Consider the following 17691-nt stretch of genomic DNA (forward strand, 5'->3'; position numbering starts at 1 on the left):
TTTGCTGACTCTCCTTTTCATGAGGACCTTTTTAATGTCGCAAGAAAAAACTACTGGCACAGTATATATTGTCACCGAAAAAAGCCCTCAAGTTCAGCTATTTGCTGAATACTTAAAAGAACACACTGGCTGCCCGGTTCATACTTACTCGCCTAATCTTCCACTACCTACTTCTGTTGAAGGGCGTGTACTGATTTTGATTGACATTGATCATATCGGTGTTGAAGCACTACCGGAATGGCAAGAGCAGCTTCCTGAGGCTATGACTAAAGCCCCGCTGGCAGCCATTAATATACGTGATATGGATCACGCGTTAGAAGCGCTTTCAAGTGCTCAGTTGAAAGGGGTATTTTACCGCAACGAAAGTCTAGAGGTGATCTGTAAGGGTATTCATGCCTTATTAGATGGCGAGCTTTGGATGTCGCGTGATTTGATGGCTCGCTTGATCCTATTTTATCGGAAATACCAAAGCAACGCCTTTCGCCCAGCTTGTGGGCTGACTAATCGCGAAATGGAAATAATTTCTTTATTAAGTAATGGTTCTTCAAACCAGCAAATAGCAGAAAAGCTATTCGTCAGTGAACACACCGTAAAATCGCATTTATACAATATATTTCGGAAAATTAACGTCCATAATCGCATTCAAGCGTTAAATTGGATTCATCAAAATCTTGGGCCAATCCTACCCAACATCGATGCCGAACGTAGCATAAAAAATCACTAGTACAATAAAAGCAATTATTAAGCTAACTTAATAATGAATGCTGGCAAGCCGCCCTTACAGAGGGCAGCTTAGTTATATGAGCACTCGTTAACGGATCATCACTGTTAATGTACCTCCAGCCCCCTGAGTCGACGAACTTGAGCGATTGCTGCCTTTTTGGATATCTACTTCTAGCCGTTCGTCGTCACTTAGCAGCTTCACGGTGCCTTCAAGCTCAGTACCGGTAAACGTGTATTCTGCCGGCACTGTTCCGCGCTCTTCAATGTGTTCAGTGGTTTCACCTTCATGGGTGATGCGCCAGTGGGCGGAAAATTCTGCACCTGGCGAGCCGCTCATGGTGATATGGATCTGGGTCATATTCTGCTCCTGGGGCGACTGTGCAGAGAGGGGGAAGCCAGCGAGCAACCCCACTGTACAGAACACGCATCGCCAAGCTGTTAGCCTTTTCACGATCATGGCTCTTACCTAACCAAAGAGCCGCCCGTAGTGAGCGGCTCTTGCAGTATAGAGGGCTATGAGCGACTTGCCGTTACATCACTGCAAAGGCTTTTTCCGCTGCGTCCAATGTGAATTGGATGTCTTCTGGGGTATGTGCGCTAGACATAAAGCCCGTTTCATAGGCAGAAGGCGCCAGGTAAACGCCGTGATCAATCATTGCGCCAAAGAAGCGGCGGAAGGCATCCGGGTTACAGGCCGTGGCTTGGGCAAAGTTATCCACACGGCTTTGAGAAGTGAAGAAAAGCCCAAACATGCCGCCTGCTGATTGCGTGATCATGGGCACTCGTGCGGCATTGGCACGCTCCTGAAGGCCGGAACATAACGTATTAACCCGCTGAGTTAGCGCATCATGAAAACCCGGCACCTTTAGCTTGGTAAGCAGCGCTACACCCGCCGCCATGGCCAATGGATTCCCCGACAACGTGCCCGCTTGATATACCGGCCCAAGAGGTGAAATGTTCTGCATTATCTCTTTCTTACCACCAAACGCCCCCACCGGCATGCCACCGCCTACAATTTTACCCAGACAGGTGAGATCAGGCGCAATACCGTAATGTGCCTGCGCCCCGCCCAGCGCCACACGAAAACCGGTCATTACTTCATCAAAAATCAGTACGCTACCATGCTCATTACAGACCCGACGCAGCGTTTCCAGAAATCCCGGCTGCGGTGGAATGCAGTTCATATTACCGGCAACGGGTTCAACGATAATGCAGGCAATCTGATCACCGATTTCGGCGAAACACGCTTCTACACCTTCCGGGTCGTTAAACGACAGCGTAATGGTATGTTCAGCCAGCGAAGCCGGTACGCCCGGTGAGCTAGGCTCGCCATGAGTGAGCGCACCCGACCCGGCTTTTACCAACAGCGAGTCGGAGTGGCCATGGTAATTACCTTCAAACTTAACGATCTTATCGCGGCCGGTGGTGCCTCGCGCCAAGCGAATCGCCGACATGGTCGCTTCGGTGCCCGAGCTGGTCATGCGTACCATGTCCATGGAAGGGATCATCTCACAGATTAAATCTGCCATGGTGGTTTCCACCGCGGTGGGGGTACCAAATGACAGACCACTATCTAACCGTGCACGCACTGCGGCCAATACGTCCTGGTCCGCATGCCCAGTGATCATCGGTCCCCAGGAACCTACATAATCCACGTACCGATTACCTTCGACGTCAAATAAAAAGGCGCCCTGTGCACGCTCCATAAAGATAGGCGGGCGATGTAAACCTTTAAATGCCCGGACGGGTGAATTCACCCCGCCCGGAATATGGCGGCTGGCAAGATCAAACAGTTCAGCTGATGTGGTCATGGCATCCTCTCGGTCAAGGGCAAGTAGAAGAAGGATTAAAAATGGACAACCCGTGAAACACGGTTAGGCAAGCACTGGCCACTAGGCGGCTGGAAACCCTGTGACAGACTTTCCCAGGTAAAGTGCTGCGCCTGCTCGCATGCTGTAAGCAAGCGCTCACCAACAGCCAGACGAGCTGCAATGGCAGATGACAGCGTACAGCCAGAACCATGAAACCGCTCTGGCAAACGTGGCCATTGCCACTGGCGGGTGGCCTCTGGCGAGTGCAAGGTGTGCACTACCAGTTGATCATTGCCGGGCAGAGGGTCGTCAGTGGCTGTCACCAAAATGGATTGGCACCCTTGTGACATTAGCGCCACCGCACGGGCTGTATCATCGAAAGGTGTGACGATGTCAGGGGCAAGTTGGGAAAGCTCCGCGCGATTGGGTGTTAAGATATCCACAAGTGGTAGTAAACGATCAATAAATAATTGACGTAACGCGGGTGTGGATAACTCAGTTCCGCCCCCCGCCTTAAAGACCGGATCCGCGACGACGGGAACCCCTGGAAAACGGCGGATAATTTGTTCCGCAGCGCGCAGCGTCGCTTCATCGGCGAGCAAGCCAATTTTAATTGCCGCCACCTGCATCTCGCTAAGTACCTCAGTCATTTGACGCATTACGGTAGGATCGACGGGGATCACTCGCGAGACATTATGGCAATTCTGTACCGTCAGCGCAGTGGGAATCGTCACCGCCCAGCCACCACAGGCAGCGATGGCTTCGCTGTCAGCCACTAATCCTGCGCCCCCGGTCGGATCATGCCCAGCGAGTACTAACACGACGGGAGGAAGGGGTTGGCGCATCAAAAGGGCTTCACAACGGCAAGCAGGATAATGGCTACCAGAGCGATCACCGGCGCCTCGTTAAACCAGCGGAAAAACACATGGCCTTTGGTGCAGCGATCCTGGGCAAACTGCTTTAAGTAAATTAAACAAACGTGATGATAGGCGATGAGCAGGATCACTAGCGCCAGCTTGGCGTGCATCCAGCCCTGGCTAAACCATTCGGGCACTAGATAGAGCATCCAGCCACCAAAAATAAGTACCGCAATCATGGATGGTGTCATGATCCCACGGTAAAGCTTACGCTCCATCGTTTTGAAATAAGTGATCGCTTGTGCATCGCCGTTATCACGCGCGGTGGCGTGATAAACATACAGCCGAGGTAAATAAAACAGCGCGGCGAACCATGTGACTACTGCCATTAAGTGAATAGCCTTCACCCATAGGTACATTGTCGCTCCTTAAACTGATGAATTCTTCTCTCGTGCATCAGGGTCATGTGTATCGTTGCCATGAGTATCAGCACCACGAGGATCAGTGTAGTGGTAATATCGCTCAATAGCGCCACGGGTGATAATACCTGAAATACGCCGCTGTTTAGGGCGATAACCGTGTACCACGTAGAGCGCCCCCAGCGCATTATCCTGAAGCTTTAAGAACGCTTCCGAAAGCGTGGCTTGCAGACCAATCGGCGCCAGCTCCAAACGTTGCCCAGGAATCTCCAACAAATCGATTAATTCATCCTCAGGCGGCTCTTTACCCTGCAATGTCTCATCGTGTTCAAGTAGCCAACGCGCCAGTTCAACGGCTTTGAGCGCCAGCACCGGTTTTTCTTCACTTGAACGCTCAATCACTAACCACACCGGGTTCGTTTCCAGCAGGTGACGCGCCTGATCGGGGGTAATCATTCGCTCAGTACGCACTAGTTGGCGCTCCATCACCGCTGGCACCGAGACTCTTGAGAGTGCCTGCATCAACGGTTGCTGAAGTGGGTGCAGTCCGTAACGTACCGTGCTAATAAAAAACCCCTCACAGCCGGTTAGCTGACGCGAGGTTAAACACGCAACGACCACCGCCAACATTCCGGGGAGCATAATACTCGGCGTGTGGGTTAACTCCAAAAGGGCCATCAGCGCGGCAAGCGGTGCTTGCAGGACTGCCCCCATCATCGCAGCCATACCGAGCATTGCATAAATTCCCGGGTCGGCGGCTTTATCTGGCCATAGCCAACCACCCAGCAAACCAAATAGCGCGCCCGTAGCAGCCCCCACCACCAGCACCGGGCCGATAATACCAATCGGCACACCTCCAGCAACGGTTAACGCTGTAAGGAGCAGTTTTGCAATCATCAATGCCACTAACACTTTGATTTCAAGCTGGTTATTGAGTGCAGCCGCCACGCTGTCGTAACCAATGCCCTGCACTTGTGGGAACCACCAAGCAACTACTCCAGTAGTAACCCCCACGAGGCCAAGACGAAACCAAAGCGGCCATTCCATAATCCGCTGACTACGCGAAATATGGATGAATAAACCGGCTAGTAAACCAATCATCAACCCAGTTAGCACAATCCAAGGTAAATTGATCAACGAGCCAAGAGCCACTTCAGGAATACGAAAAGCCGGCTCATTACCATAAGCTAACTGCGCCACCAGCGCGCCCATGGTGGAAGCCAAAATGACGGGCATAAAGCTCATCAAGGTATATTCCATCATCACCACTTCCATGGCGAAGATTACCCCGGCAATCGGCGTATTAAAGGAGGCGGAAATAGCAGCAGCGGTACCACAAGCCACGAGTACTCTCAGGCTGTTATTGGGTAAGCGCATTTGCTGGCCCAACCCACTCGCCGCTGCCGCACCCAAATGGATGGCTGGGCCCTCACGGCCGGCAGAGAGGCCACCTAAGACCACCACCACCCCGACCCACCACTGATTTAACCAGTTGCGTAACGGAAAACGGCCTTGGTGATAGGTGAGTCGCTCAATAACATGACCTACGCCTAGCTTGCGCGCTGCCGGTTTTTGCCGATACAGCAACACGCCCACTAGGGTCACCGCCAGCATCGGTAACAACGCGCGTAGCCAGGGCACCATACTTTCAAACGCTTCGGGATCGCCATCCGTCATGTACAGCGAGGCCCCCGCTGCCAACAGCAATCGAAACGCCACCATCACTGCACCGGTAATAACCCCCGAGACAAGGCCCAACAAACAGAGTTGAGGAAGAGCGTCGACATTAGCCAACTGGCGACGAAAGCTCTCTAAGGTAAAATCTGATCGGGAAAAACGCGCCACAGCGACCTTCCTTGTTTTGGTCTTAGTGTTCTTGTCTCTTTATCCTCTTGTGTATCATAGCCCGATACACTTCGACAGCCTGCAGTAATCCGCTTACGCTGTATTCTAGAGAGCTGCCGTAAAAAACTGATTTTTAGGGCTGTTTCTTAGGGCTGTTTTAATAAAATGTTTAAAAAACTGTTCTGCGTAATCCGCAAGGAGTTAGTTGTGATTAAGGTCGGCATTGTTGGCGGTACCGGTTACACCGGCGTTGAATTACTACGGCTACTCGCCCAACACCCCCACGTTAGCGTCGCCGCGATTACTTCGCGCTCGGAAACAGGCGTCAAAGTGTGCGATATGTACCCTAACCTGCGCGGCCATTACGACACACTGGCATTTAGCGAGCCAGATGCTAAACAGCTGGGTGCTATGGATGCCGTATTTTTCGCGACGCCCCATGGCGTTGCTCATGCCCTAGCCGGTGAGCTACTTGAAAATGGCACTCGAGTGATTGATCTATCTGCCGACTTTCGGCTGCGCGATGCCGATGAATGGAGCCGTTGGTATGACCAGGCCCACGGCGCCCCGGCGTTATTGGAAGAAGCGGTTTACGGTCTCCCGGAAATGCACCGGGAGAAAATTAAAACCGCACGGTTGATTGCCGTTCCCGGCTGCTACCCCACCGCTGTTCAGCTAGGTTATCTACCGTTATTGGAAGCCGGTCTGATTGAGCCCCAGCAGTTAATTGCCGATTGCAAATCGGGTGTCACCGGTGCAGGTCGTGGCGCTAAAGTCGGTTCATTGCTCGCCGAAGTCAGTGAGTCGATGAAAGCCTACGGTGCCGCTGGCCACCGCCACCTGCCAGAAATTAGTCAGGGATTAAGAGATATCCAGCAGGCACCGGTTGGTTTGACATTTGTCCCCCACCTAACGCCAATGATTCGCGGTATCCATGCCACCCTATACGGCCAGCTAACCGCTGAGCCGGGTGATCTACAGGCGCTGTTTGAGCAGCGCTATGCCGATGAACCGTTTGTTGATGTCATGCCTGCAGGGAGTCATCCCGAGACACGCAGTGTGAAAGGCATCAATACTTGCCGTCTAGCGGTGCATCGCCCTGGCAATGGCAATACTGTGGTCGTGCTATCGGTGATTGATAATTTAGTCAAAGGCGCTTCCGGCCAAGCGATTCAAAATCTCAATTTGATGTTTGGCTTCGAAGAAAACACCGGCCTAACCGCGCCTGCGCTGATGCCTTAACACTCCACTAATTCCCAGCAATAGTTGACCAATTTGCTGGGAATTACTCATAATCACCCCCCAATGCCGATTTATTCGTTCTTAAAGCTCGCGGGAGGTACCCATGAGCGGTGCAGAAGCCTTTGTTCCTACTCCATTACTACTATCTGACAGTGCACGCAAACGTATTAATGCGCTGATTGCAGAAGAAAATAACCCATCCTTAAAACTGCGTGTTTACGTGACCGGTGGCGGCTGCTCTGGTTTTCAGTACGGCTTCGATTTTGCAGAAAACGTCGCCGATGATGACACCGTTATTGAATTTGGTAACGCTGCGTTAGTGGTTGATCCTCTCTCTTACCAATATTTGGTAGGTTCCACTGTCGACTACGAAGAAGGCCTGGCTGGCGCGCGTTTTCGTATTCAAAACCCTAATGCCACCACCACCTGCGGCTGTGGCGCTTCCTTTATGGTCTAAACAGCGTTGGACGATGACGCTCCCCGTGACTTGACGCCCTGACGGTTTCTCGCCAAGGTTAATAGGTCAATAACGGCTTATTGGGTCTATCAAACGGTATATACCGCTTTGCAACCCGCTACTAGCCCACATAAAACACGGGGAAACTTATGAAAGTAGCATTACCAGTTAGCCTAACAAAAATGTCACTGGCTATCGCACTAGGGTTAGGCAGTGCCACTGCTGCGATGGCCCAAATGCCATCAGTGAACGTGGCCACTGACCCAAGCTTTGTGCCCTTTGAAATGATGGATCAAGAAACCGGCGAGATGGTCGGCTTCGACATGGACATCATCAACGAAGTCGCCGAACGTGCAGGCTTTGAAGTCAACCTGACTACCATGGAATTCTCTGGCATCATTCCCGCCGTGCAAACGGGTAGCCAAGAGATCGCTATTGCCGGTACTACTATTACCGACGAGCGTGCAGAAGTCGTTGATTTCTCCGACCCCTACTACGATTCAGGCCTGCGCATTATTGTTCGCGCCGATAATGATAGCGTCGAGACGCTAGAAGACCTTCAAGAACTCACCATTGGCACCAAAATTGGCTCCACCAGCTATGACTATCTACAGCAAGAGCTAGGTGAAGATGCCAATATTACGCCCTTCCCCGGCACCGCCGACATGTACATGGCGCTCTTAGGTCGTAACGTTGACGCCGTGCTCTATGATGCACCTAACGTTGCTTACTTCTCGCAAACCCGCGGTGAAGGCCGCACCAAGGTCGTTGGCCCGCTGTATGAAGGCCAGCAATACGGCATCGTGTTTCATAAAGGTAGCGAATGGGTAGAACCTACCAATGAAGCACTCGCCGCTATGAAAGAAGACGGTACTTACGACGAAATCTATACCAAGTGGTTTGGCGAAGCTCCCAGCGAAGAATGAACGTAAAGACTTACTAATAGCGTAACGTCGTTACAGGGCCGGGCGGCCACAACCCCCGGCCCTGCTGCGTTTGTCATCCACTTTTTCTCATCTTCTTTTTTGTTTCAGGAGTCTACGCGTGGACGTCAATTTTCAGTTTGATTGGTCAGCAGCGTTTGGGTCTATCCCTTACTTGCTGCCGGGTATCCCCTGGACGTTACTTATTTCGTTTGGCGGCCTCGCCATCGGTTTTTTTATCGGTATTTTCTTTGGCCTTTTACGTATTAGCCGCCTGCGCTGGCTACGTTGGCCGGCCATCGTTTACGTCGAAGTATTCCGTGGCACGCCTATTCTGGTGCAGGTCCTGTTTATTTTTTACGGCTTACCCCAGCTCCTAGGAGGTCCAATCAATGCCCTTGTCGCAGGTATTGCCGCCATAGCGGTCAACTCCGGTGCTTATATTTCAGAAATCGTGCGCGGCGGTGTGCAGTCCATTGAACGCGGCCAAGGGGAAGCGTCACTCTCGCTGGGTCTCTCGCGCACTCAAGCATTTCGCTATGTTATCTGGCCCCAGGCGTTTCGGCGCATGATCCCACCGCTCGGTAACCAAGGCATTATCAGTATTAAAGACACGTCGCTGTTTTCAGTCATTGGCGTCGGAGAGCTGGTGCGTCAAGGTCAGATCTATATCGCCACCACCTTCACGGCGTTAGAGGTCTACTTCATGGTCGCCCTGATGTATCTAGCCATTACCTGGACGCTCTCCATCATCCTGCGCCAACTTGAGCGCAGAGGCCTGGCAGGACAATAAGGACACGCGCAATGAGCGATACAATGAACAGCACAACGCAACCTATTGTGCGTATGCAGCAGCTCAATAAGCACTTTGGCAGCCTGCACGTACTCAACGACATTGACCTTACAATTGTACCTGGCGAAGTGGTGGTGATTATCGGTGCCAGTGGCTCAGGTAAATCCACGCTGATACGCTGTATTAACGGCTTGGAAGAGTTCCAAACAGGCAACTTGGTCGTCGATAACAATGAACTGTTACCACACGGAAAGAGCACTCAAGCGCTGCAAACCATCCGTACCGAAGTGGGCATGGTATTTCAGCAGTTCAATCTATTTCCCCATCTCAGCGTGATTGACAACGTCACCCTGGCCCCCATGAAAGTCCGTGGCTTAAGTCGTGATGACGCCGTTAGTAACGCTAAGCGACTACTAGACCGAGTGGGTATCGCCGATCAGGCCGATAAGTATCCCAGCCAGCTCTCAGGCGGCCAACAGCAACGGGTGGCACTGGCCCGTGCCTTAGCGATGGAACCGCGCTTAATGCTGTTTGACGAGCCCACCTCGGCGCTTGACCCGGAAATGATAGGGGAAGTACTGGATGCCATGCGCGAGCTGGCTAAAGAAGGCATGACCATGGTGATTGTTACCCATGAAATGGGCTTCGCCCGCGAAGTCGCCGACCGGGTTATTTTTATCCATAAAGGTGAAATTACCGAGCAGGGGCCGCCTGAACAACTGTTCGATTCGCCTCAACATGAACGTACTCAATCCTTCCTTGCACGCGTGCTAAAACACTAACGCGTGCTAAAACACTAAATTGAACCCTGTTAGCGCTTTAAAATAAGCATTAATTTTCACTGAATGGCGCTTTTTTACTGGCCTGTCGACACGACAGGCTTTTTTTTGCCTGTGGATAAAGTTTTTTATATTGTGCGACTTTATCTCTGTAAGGCCTGCCATGGACGTCGCTAAGCGTTAGTTCCACACCAGTCTAGCGTTGTTCACAGGTGCGGTAACAACCCAGGTACTGGCCGGTGGATAAGCAGTGCCTAGTTGTATCGGTGGATAAGGCACTATTCCATCCACAGGCTTAGCACCCCTTCTACCCAGGGAATCCCGCCTTCAAACACGTAGAAGTCAACAATATAAACTCTTGAAATTATTAATGATAAATTGTTTATGCACAGAAATTGTCCACACTAGTAATTACAACATTTACAGAACTTCTCTTATTTTATATTTATGTTGTTATTAATAGAGTTGTTCTGAGTAATCCGGGTGTGGAAAAACCTGACGGTTACCCACAGGGGGTTTATACTTGCTGGCTCATTGATCTAAGGTAGCGCCGTCAGAAATTGCCGACGCTGACCACATCATCCGTGCCGATAGGCACAAGACGAGGTGTCTCTTGAATTATCCCGACCGCTTTGACGTGATTGTCATCGGCGGTGGCCATGCGGGAACCGAAGCCGCATTGGCCTCTGCTCGCATGGGCTGTCAGACCCTGCTGCTCACCCACAACATCGAAACCCTCGGCCAAATGTCGTGTAACCCCGCCATTGGCGGCATCGGCAAAAGTCATTTGGTCAAGGAAATTGATGCACTCGGCGGCGCTATGGGGCTTGCCACGGATTTAGGTGGGATTCAATTTCGCGTGCTCAATGCCAGCAAAGGGCCCGCCGTTCGGGCCACCCGTGCCCAGGCTGACCGCATTCGTTACAAGTCAGCGATCCGCGGCCTGCTGGAAAACCAACCCAATTTGACGATTTTCCAGCAGGCCGCTGGTGATCTCATTGTGGATAACGACACCGTCCGTGGCGTGGTGACGGAAACCGGCATTCGCTTTCATGCTGAAAGCGTCGTTCTGTGTACCGGGACATTTTTGGGGGGCGTGATTCACATTGGTTTGGATCAAAGCAAAGGTGGCCGAGCAGGCGATCCGCCGTCCAACGCGCTGGCCGAACGTCTGCGCGCACTGCCGTTTCGCGTTGACCGCTTAAAAACCGGAACGCCGCCGCGTATCGATGCCAAAACCGTTGATTTTTCTCAGTTAGAAGAGCAGCCAGGCGATAGCCCAACGCCGGTGATGTCCTACCTGGGATCGCGGGAGATGCACCCTCGGCAGGTGAGTTGTCATATTGCTCACACCAATCAACAGACCCACGATCTCATTCTGGCCAACCTTGATCGCTCACCGATGTACTCCGGTGTCATCGAAGGCATCGGGCCGCGTTACTGCCCATCGATTGAAGACAAAGTGCATCGTTTTGCCGATAAATCCAGCCACCAGGTGTTTATCGAACCCGAAGGCTTGGATACCCATGAGCTCTATCCCAACGGCATCTCGACCTCGCTGCCCTTTGACGTGCAGATTCAGGTGGTGCGTTCCATCAAAGGTTTGGAAAACGCCCATATCACCCGGCCTGGCTACGCTATTGAGTACGACTTTTTTGATCCGCGGGATTTAAAACACTCGCTGGAAACAAAATTTATCCACAACCTGTTTTTTGCTGGACAGATCAACGGCACCACCGGCTACGAAGAAGCTGGTGCACAAGGTTTGCTGGCAGGCCTGAATGCTGCCCGCCGCGCTCAAGAGCTGGATGCCTGGTACCCCCGCCGCGATGAGGCCTATCTCGGTGTGCTGGTTGACGACCTGATCACCATGGGCACCAAGGAGCCCTACCGGATGTTTACTTCCCGTGCGGAGTACCGCCTGCTGTTGCGGGAAGACAACGCGGATTTGCGCTTAACCGAAGCGGGCCGGAAATTGGGTCTTGTCGACGACACGCGCTGGGCAGCGTTTAGCCAAAAACGCGAGGCTATCGAACAAGAGAGCGCGCGGCTAAGCACCCTGTGGATACAACCGGGAAGCCCAGCGGCTGAGCAAGTGGCCGAAAAAACCGGGGCACCGCTCACTCGCGAGTATTGCCTGAGCGATCTGCTTAAACGCCCTGAATTGAATTACAGCGATTTGGCCAATCTACCCGGTATCGAGGGCACCCTGGTCACCGATCCTGCCGTCGCTGAGCAGGTGCAGATTCAGGCTAAGTATCAAGGTTATATCGATCGCCAGCAGCATGAGATCGATAAGCTCAAGCGCCATGAAGCCACGCCACTGCCTGCTGAGTTGGATTATTTAAAAGTGGAAGGCTTGTCTAACGAAATTCGCCAGAAACTGGCTGAAGCGCGGCCGGAAACGCTTGCCCATGCGGCGCGGATTTCAGGGGTTACACCGGCGGCTATCTCCATATTGCTGGTGCATCTGAAAAAGCGTCGATTGGTGGTAGCGGCTGAGGTGGTTAACGGATGAGTTCGTTAAACCCATTGGTAAACTCTCTCCCTGCAAGCGTCGCGCCACGGCTCGATCAAGGGCTTAGCCAGTTAGGCATCGCCGTTGACGAACATCAACGCCAACAGCTGCTAGGCTTATTGGCACTGTTGCACAAGTGGAACCGGGCTTATAACCTCACAGCGGTACGCGAGGTGGATGACATGGTGTCGCGCCATGTGTTGGATAGCGCCGCTGTGTTGCCCTATGTGCAGGGGCCGCGGCTACTGGATGTGGGCGCGGGCCCTGGACTTCCTGGCATCGTATTAGCGATATTAGCCCCCCAGCTTGATGTGACACTGCTGGATAGCAATGGCAAAAAGGTGCGCTTTCAGCGCCAGGCGGTAATGGAGTTAGGGCTTGAAAACGTAACTCCCGTACAGGCGCGGGTGGAACAGTTTGAAGCCGCCGCTTTTGATCAGGTGATTTCCCGGGCATTTGCCAGCTTGGTCGATTTTGTCACCTTGACTCGCCAGCTACCCAGCGCCGATGGCCAGTGGTTAGCCATGAAAGGCCCGGGGGCAGACGATGAACTACGCGATCTGTCTGCCAGTATTCGTTTAGAAAAGCGTCACCTGCTGGAAGTCCCCTTTGAAACGGCAAAGCGGCAGCTGTTGGTTTTGCGTGTTAAAAGCTGAATGTTGATTCTGACCCCCAGAAGGAGTTGAGCAAGTGAGCCAGATCATTGCCCTGACCAACCAAAAAGGCGGCGTGGGCAAGACCACCTCGGCCGTTAATCTGGCGGCCAGTCTCGCTGCGCTCGACCGTCGCGTACTGTTGGTGGATCTTGACCCCCAGGGGCATGCCAGCATGGGCAGCGGCATCGACAAGTATGAGCTTGAAAAAAGCGTACTTGATGTACTGCTGGGCGACGCAACGGCAGCTGAAACGATTGTCAAAAAGCTGGCGGTCAAGTACGACGTGCTGCCAGGCAATGGAGATCTCACCGCCGCCGAAGTCGAACTATTGGATCGCGAGCGTAGTGAAAGCTGTTTGACGAAAGCGCTGGCGTCGGTAGCGGATGAGTACGATGTGGTACTGATTGACTGCCCGCCCTCGCTTAATATGCTAACCGTGAACGCGTTAACGGCTTCCGACAGCGTGCTGATCCCTCTACAGTGTGAGTTCTATGCGCTAGAAGGATTATCGGCACTGCTCGATACCGTTGAGCAGATTAAGCAAAATGTGAATCCTGCCCTGGCGGTTGCAGGCATTTTGCGCACCATGTACGACAAGCGAACCAGCCTAACGCGGGAAGTAGATAAGCAACTGCGTGACTATTTTGGCGATATGGTGTTAAAAACTACCATTCCGCGCAATGTTAAAGTCGCTGAAGCGCCGAGCCATGGATTACCCGTTACGCAATATGCTCGGTTCTCCCGGGGTAGTCAGGCCTATCGTGTGTTGGCAAAAGAGATGATTCGTCGTCTTTCACTTTAAATACTATTCACTTCATAACCGACGCGCTGTAAAAATGAGGGAAAGCGAATGACGCGTAAACCCGCGCTGGGACGTGGCCTGGATGCCCTGATTGGTGCCGGTGCCCGTCGCCGTGACAGCTTGGAACTTGCCGGTAGCGGTACGCCTTTGGCGCACACTGATGCAACGCGTAGCGCGGCAACCGATGAAGTCAGCGAAGATCGTCTTGAACGTTTGCCATTAGGTCAATTAACCCGTGGTAAGTATCAGCCACGTCGAGATATCCAGCCTGAAGCATTAGAAGAACTGGCGGACTCTATTCGCGCCCAGGGCGTTATGCAGCCAATTGTGGTACGCCCAATCGGTGTGGATCGCTACGAGATCATCGCCGGTGAGCGCCGCTGGCGAGCGGCTCAGCTTGCTGAGTTGGACGTAATTCCCGCGGTGATTCGTGAAGTCAGCGATGAAGTCGCGTTGGCACTCGCGTTAATTGAGAATATCCAGCGTGAAAACCTCAATGCTATCGAAGAAGCCCTAGCGCTTAAGCGCCTTGGCGAAGAGTTTGAGCTTACTCAGCAGCAGATTGCCGACGCGGTGGGTAAATCGCGCACCCAGGTGGCCAATCTGTTACGCCTGCTGGCGCTAGATCCCGAAGTGCAAACACTGCTCGAACGAGGTGATCTTGATATGGGCCATGCGCGTGCCCTGCTGACATTGAACAGTACTCAGCAGCGGCAAGTTGCCCATGAAGTGGTAAACAACGACATGACGGTGCGGGCAACCGAAGCGCTGGTGAAAAAAGTGCAAACCAGCCAAGTGCCAACCAAACCTTCAACCCGCCAAAATAAACAGCCCGATGTAGCGAAGCTTGAAACACATCTCGGTGAACTGCTCGGCGCGCCTGTCTCCATTGATCATGGCCAAAAAGGTAAAGGGAAATTAACGATACGCTACACGAGCTTGGAAGAACTGGACGGCATCTTAAATCATATTAAATAGCAGGCTATGCAATATCGCGTAAGAAGCGCACACGTTTTCCCTCTTTGGTCGCAAATCAGCCCTTAAACGGGCAAAATCGGTGCGACTTCGGTTGAAGGTGTGATAGCGCTTCCCTATAATCGCGCAAGATTTGTGTAGGTTGCCCTGATTCATCGAATTATTTACATCGAACTATGGGCTTGCCGAAGATTGGCTTTCATCAGTGAGGCTGGGTGTTTTCCCACGTGTTATGCAGCGATACGAAACCCAGCGGCGAAAAGCGTATATCGCTCGACTCACAATCGCGCAACTGATGATTACCCTGATAGGTATGCTGGCAGCCTATCTAGTCGCAGACACCGAAGGCATGTCGTCGGTTTTTAAAGGAGCGTTGGTAGCCTTATTACCCCACGCCTTTTTTATCAAGCGAATGGGTGTTTTACGCGCAAGTAGGTCTTCTCAGGTAGCGATGCGCCTATTTCGCGCCGAAGCAGGCAAGTTTGGTTTGACGGTGGCACTGTTTGTGGCAGTGTTTGTTGCAGCGCCTCCCTCAAACCCTACTTTCTTTTTTTATGCTTATGTTGCGGTTGTTCTTACGCATTGGCTCACGCCTTGGTTAATGCCAAAAAATGCTAATGCCTAGAAAATTGCACAACTGATTGAGGTGATACAGCCATGGCCGCAGGAAACGAAGTCTCGCCGACTTACTATATCCAGCACCACTTGCAGAATTTGACCTTTGGCAACCATCCCGAAAATGGCTGGTCGCTGGCACACTCTGCTGAAGAAGCCCGTGAAATGGGGTTCTGGGCTATTCACTTAGACTCTATGGGCTGGTCCATCGCGATGGGCGTGCTGTTTATCTGGCTGTTTCGTAAAGTCGGTAAAATGGCCACCACCGGGGTGCCCGGTGGATTACAGAATGCCGTTGAAATGGTGTTCGAATTTATTGAAACCCTGGTGCGTAGTGCATTTTACGGGCGCAACCCGCTCATAGCGCCGCTTGCCTTGACGCTGTTCGTTTGGATTTTGCTAATGAACACGCTGAAGATAATTCCGGTGGATTTTTTCCCGGTGTTATTTGCCAAGCTCGGCGTTGACTATATGAAAATCGTCCCGACTACCGATATTAACGTCACCTTAGGCATGGCGCTGGGGGTGTTTTGTTTGATTCTTTACTACAGCTTCAAAGTCAAAGGGGTAGGTGGTTTTGCCAAAGAACTCTCGTTGACGCCGTTCAACCATTGGGCGCTAATTCCCTTTAACCTGCTGTTGGAAATTGTCGCGCTATTGGTAAAACCCTTCAGTCTGGCCATGCGTCTATTCGGCAATATGTTTGCTGGTGAAGTGATCTTTATCCTGATTGCGATGCTGCCTTTCTGGGCTATTTGGGTGCTGGATGTGCCATGGGCGATCTTCCACATTCTGGTGGTTACTCTACAGGCCTTTATCTTTACGGTGCTGTCCGTCGTGTACCTTAGTAACGCACACGAGCATCACTAATTAAGCAACGCTTGCACTTCATTAACCCTTAACCTCAACCCTCGACCTTAAACTTGAAAAACTAGGAGCATTACCATGGAACTTATCTACATTGCCGCTTCCATCATGATCGGTCTCGGCGCCCTAGGTACCGGCATTGGCTTCGCAATTTTGGGCGGTAAATTGCTGGAGTCCACTGCACGCCAACCGGAACTGGGCGACCAACTGCAAACCAAAACCTTCCTAATGGCAGGTTTGTTGGATGCCGTTCCGATGATCGGTGTTGGTATCGCAATGTACCTGATCTTCGTTGTTGCCGGTTAATGACTGCTCAGCCGAGCGCTAAACGCTCGGTTTTGTTTCACTCCGGTTGCCACGAACTTGTCAGAGGTACATTCCTGTGAATATCAACATGACGCTAATCGGGCAGACGATCGCCTTCGCGATCTTTGTCTGGTTTTGCACAAAGTATGTGTGGCCTCCGATCAGCAACGCGCTTCATGAGCGTCAGAAAAAAATTGCTGATGGCTTGGATGCAGCCAGCCGTGCTAACCGTGATCTTGAGCTTGCTCAAGAACGGGCGGAGCAGACGCTGCGTGAAAGCAAGGAGCAAGCTTCTCAAATCCTTGAGCAGGCCAATAAGCGCTCTGCCCAGATAGTTGAAGAAGCCCGCGAACAGGCCCGCGCCGAAGGCGAACGCCTAGTAGCGAGTGCACGTTCCGAGATTGAGCAAGAAGTGAATCGCGCTAAGGATGAACTTCGTGCCCAGGTCTCTACTCTCGCTGTTATGGGTGCCGAGCGTGTTCTTGAAGCGTCGGTCGACGAACAAGCACATCGCAAGTTACTCGATGAGCTTGCTGCTGAACTGTAAGGAGGTGAATCATGGCGGAATTACTGACCGTCGCTCGTCCTTACGCTAAGGCAGCGTTTGAATACGCGCGTGATCATGAGGCGCTTGATAGCTGGTCACAAGCGCTGAGTTTTTTAAGCTTTGCGGTAGCAGACGTTAACGTTCGCCATCGGTTAAGCAGTCCAAAATTAGATAGCGGCCAAAAAGTGTCGCTGCTTGTCGAACTGATTCCTGAGCAACAGGATGAAGCTTTACAGCGGTTTTTGACTGTTTTAGCTGACCAAGGTCGCTTGATGGTGCTGGCATCAATCGCTGATCAGTTTGAGCACCTGCGTGCCGAACACGAACAGCGAGTTGAAGTTAACGTCACGTCTGCTTACAAGCTGGATAGTAAGCAAAAAACGAAGCTAGCGAACGCGCTTAAGAAACGTCTGAATCGCGAAATCTCTATTACTACTCAGGTGGACAAGTCGCTTATCGGCGGTGTCATCCTGCGTGCTGGCGACACCGTTATTGACGGGTCGGTACGTGGTCGATTGAACCGCCTTTCCGAAGCGCTAACCGCTTGAGTCTGAGG

The 17691-nt window shown here is 52.2% G+C and carries 20 protein-coding genes; 15 read left to right on the forward strand and 5 right to left on the reverse strand.

The features are described from left to right. Positions 1 to 34 precede the first annotated feature (34 nt). Positions 35 to 724: a LuxR C-terminal-related transcriptional regulator gene (locus tag ACUVOF_RS19640; RefSeq protein ID WP_447045952.1), complete on the forward strand. Its 690-nt coding sequence runs from the start codon at positions 35 to 37 to the stop codon at positions 722 to 724. Positions 725 to 811: 87 nt separating this feature from the next. On the opposite strand, the gene ACUVOF_RS19645 is transcribed toward ACUVOF_RS19640, so the two are convergent. From ACUVOF_RS19645 to ACUVOF_RS19665, 5 genes are all read right to left on the reverse strand, one after another. Beyond that, positions 812 to 1081, reverse strand: coding sequence for a hypothetical protein (locus ACUVOF_RS19645; RefSeq protein WP_447045953.1), 270 nt, complete (start codon positions 1079 to 1081; stop codon positions 812 to 814). Positions 1082 to 1253: 172 nt separating this feature from the next. Beyond that, positions 1254 to 2534, reverse strand: a complete 1281-nt coding sequence (hemL, locus tag ACUVOF_RS19650) for a glutamate-1-semialdehyde 2,1-aminomutase (protein WP_447045954.1) — start codon at positions 2532 to 2534, stop codon at positions 1254 to 1256. 35 nt (positions 2535 to 2569) lie between these two features. Beyond that, entirely contained in the window at positions 2570 to 3379 is an 810-nt protein-coding gene (gene thiD / locus ACUVOF_RS19655) for a bifunctional hydroxymethylpyrimidine kinase/phosphomethylpyrimidine kinase (RefSeq protein WP_447045955.1), read from the reverse strand. Further along, positions 3379 to 3810, reverse strand: coding sequence for a protoporphyrinogen oxidase HemJ (hemJ, locus tag ACUVOF_RS19660; RefSeq protein ID WP_113270209.1), 432 nt, complete (start codon positions 3808 to 3810; stop codon positions 3379 to 3381). The genes thiD and hemJ overlap by 1 nt, the downstream gene beginning before the upstream one ends. A gap of 9 nt (positions 3811 to 3819) precedes the next feature. Then, the gene (locus ACUVOF_RS19665; protein ID WP_447045956.1) at positions 3820 to 5655 is read right to left on the reverse strand and encodes a chloride channel protein; all 1836 of its coding nucleotides are present in this window, start codon (positions 5653 to 5655) and stop codon (positions 3820 to 3822) included. A gap of 207 nt (positions 5656 to 5862) precedes the next feature. On the opposite strand from ACUVOF_RS19665, the gene argC reads away from it, so the two are divergent. The 14 genes from argC (at position 5863) to ACUVOF_RS19735 (ending at position 17683) form a co-directional block, all read left to right on the forward strand. Continuing rightward, positions 5863 to 6897 (forward strand): N-acetyl-gamma-glutamyl-phosphate reductase, encoded by a 1035-nt coding sequence (argC, locus tag ACUVOF_RS19670; RefSeq protein WP_447045957.1) that lies wholly within the window; start codon positions 5863 to 5865, stop codon positions 6895 to 6897. 103 nt (positions 6898 to 7000) lie between these two features. Next, positions 7001 to 7354, forward strand: a complete 354-nt coding sequence (gene erpA / locus ACUVOF_RS19675; RefSeq protein ID WP_113270206.1) for an iron-sulfur cluster insertion protein ErpA — start codon at positions 7001 to 7003, stop codon at positions 7352 to 7354. A gap of 149 nt (positions 7355 to 7503) precedes the next feature. Then, the gene (locus ACUVOF_RS19680) at positions 7504 to 8280 is read left to right on the forward strand and encodes a transporter substrate-binding domain-containing protein (RefSeq protein ID WP_447045958.1); all 777 of its coding nucleotides are present in this window, start codon (positions 7504 to 7506) and stop codon (positions 8278 to 8280) included. Between the two features lie 118 nt (positions 8281 to 8398). After that, positions 8399 to 9070, forward strand: a complete 672-nt coding sequence (locus tag ACUVOF_RS19685) for an amino acid ABC transporter permease (protein ID WP_447045959.1) — start codon at positions 8399 to 8401, stop codon at positions 9068 to 9070. A gap of 23 nt (positions 9071 to 9093) precedes the next feature. Next, complete coding sequence (locus ACUVOF_RS19690) at positions 9094 to 9852, forward strand: amino acid ABC transporter ATP-binding protein (protein WP_447046049.1); 759 nt, start codon at positions 9094 to 9096, stop codon at positions 9850 to 9852. Positions 9853 to 10462: 610 nt separating this feature from the next. Next, a complete protein-coding gene (gene mnmG / locus ACUVOF_RS19695) occupies positions 10463 to 12367 on the forward strand; it encodes a tRNA uridine-5-carboxymethylaminomethyl(34) synthesis enzyme MnmG (RefSeq protein WP_447045960.1) in 1905 nt (634 codons plus the stop codon). After that, the gene (gene rsmG / locus ACUVOF_RS19700) at positions 12364 to 13023 is read left to right on the forward strand and encodes a 16S rRNA (guanine(527)-N(7))-methyltransferase RsmG (RefSeq protein WP_447045961.1); all 660 of its coding nucleotides are present in this window, start codon (positions 12364 to 12366) and stop codon (positions 13021 to 13023) included. Before mnmG ends, rsmG begins: the two co-directional genes overlap by 4 nt. A gap of 34 nt (positions 13024 to 13057) precedes the next feature. Then, positions 13058 to 13825, forward strand: a complete 768-nt coding sequence (locus ACUVOF_RS19705) for a ParA family protein (RefSeq protein WP_447045962.1) — start codon at positions 13058 to 13060, stop codon at positions 13823 to 13825. Between the two features lie 48 nt (positions 13826 to 13873). Then, a complete protein-coding gene (locus ACUVOF_RS19710; protein ID WP_113270200.1) occupies positions 13874 to 14803 on the forward strand; it encodes a ParB/RepB/Spo0J family partition protein in 930 nt (309 codons plus the stop codon). A 229-nt stretch (positions 14804 to 15032) separates the two neighbouring features. Next, complete coding sequence (locus ACUVOF_RS19715) at positions 15033 to 15425, forward strand: ATP synthase subunit I (RefSeq protein WP_447045963.1); 393 nt, start codon at positions 15033 to 15035, stop codon at positions 15423 to 15425. A 32-nt stretch (positions 15426 to 15457) separates the two neighbouring features. Continuing rightward, positions 15458 to 16285, forward strand: a complete 828-nt coding sequence (atpB, locus tag ACUVOF_RS19720) for a F0F1 ATP synthase subunit A (protein WP_447045964.1) — start codon at positions 15458 to 15460, stop codon at positions 16283 to 16285. 75 nt (positions 16286 to 16360) lie between these two features. Continuing rightward, positions 16361 to 16588: a F0F1 ATP synthase subunit C gene (atpE, locus tag ACUVOF_RS19725; RefSeq protein WP_022521051.1), complete on the forward strand. Its 228-nt coding sequence runs from the start codon at positions 16361 to 16363 to the stop codon at positions 16586 to 16588. A 76-nt stretch (positions 16589 to 16664) separates the two neighbouring features. Beyond that, positions 16665 to 17135, forward strand: a complete 471-nt coding sequence (locus ACUVOF_RS19730) for a F0F1 ATP synthase subunit B (protein WP_447045965.1) — start codon at positions 16665 to 16667, stop codon at positions 17133 to 17135. Positions 17136 to 17146: 11 nt separating this feature from the next. Then, positions 17147 to 17683 (forward strand): F0F1 ATP synthase subunit delta, encoded by a 537-nt coding sequence (locus ACUVOF_RS19735; protein WP_447045966.1) that lies wholly within the window; start codon positions 17147 to 17149, stop codon positions 17681 to 17683. The last annotated feature ends 8 nt before the right edge of the window (positions 17684 to 17691 follow it).

It is taken from the genome of Vreelandella sp. H-I2 (assembly GCF_052959335.1).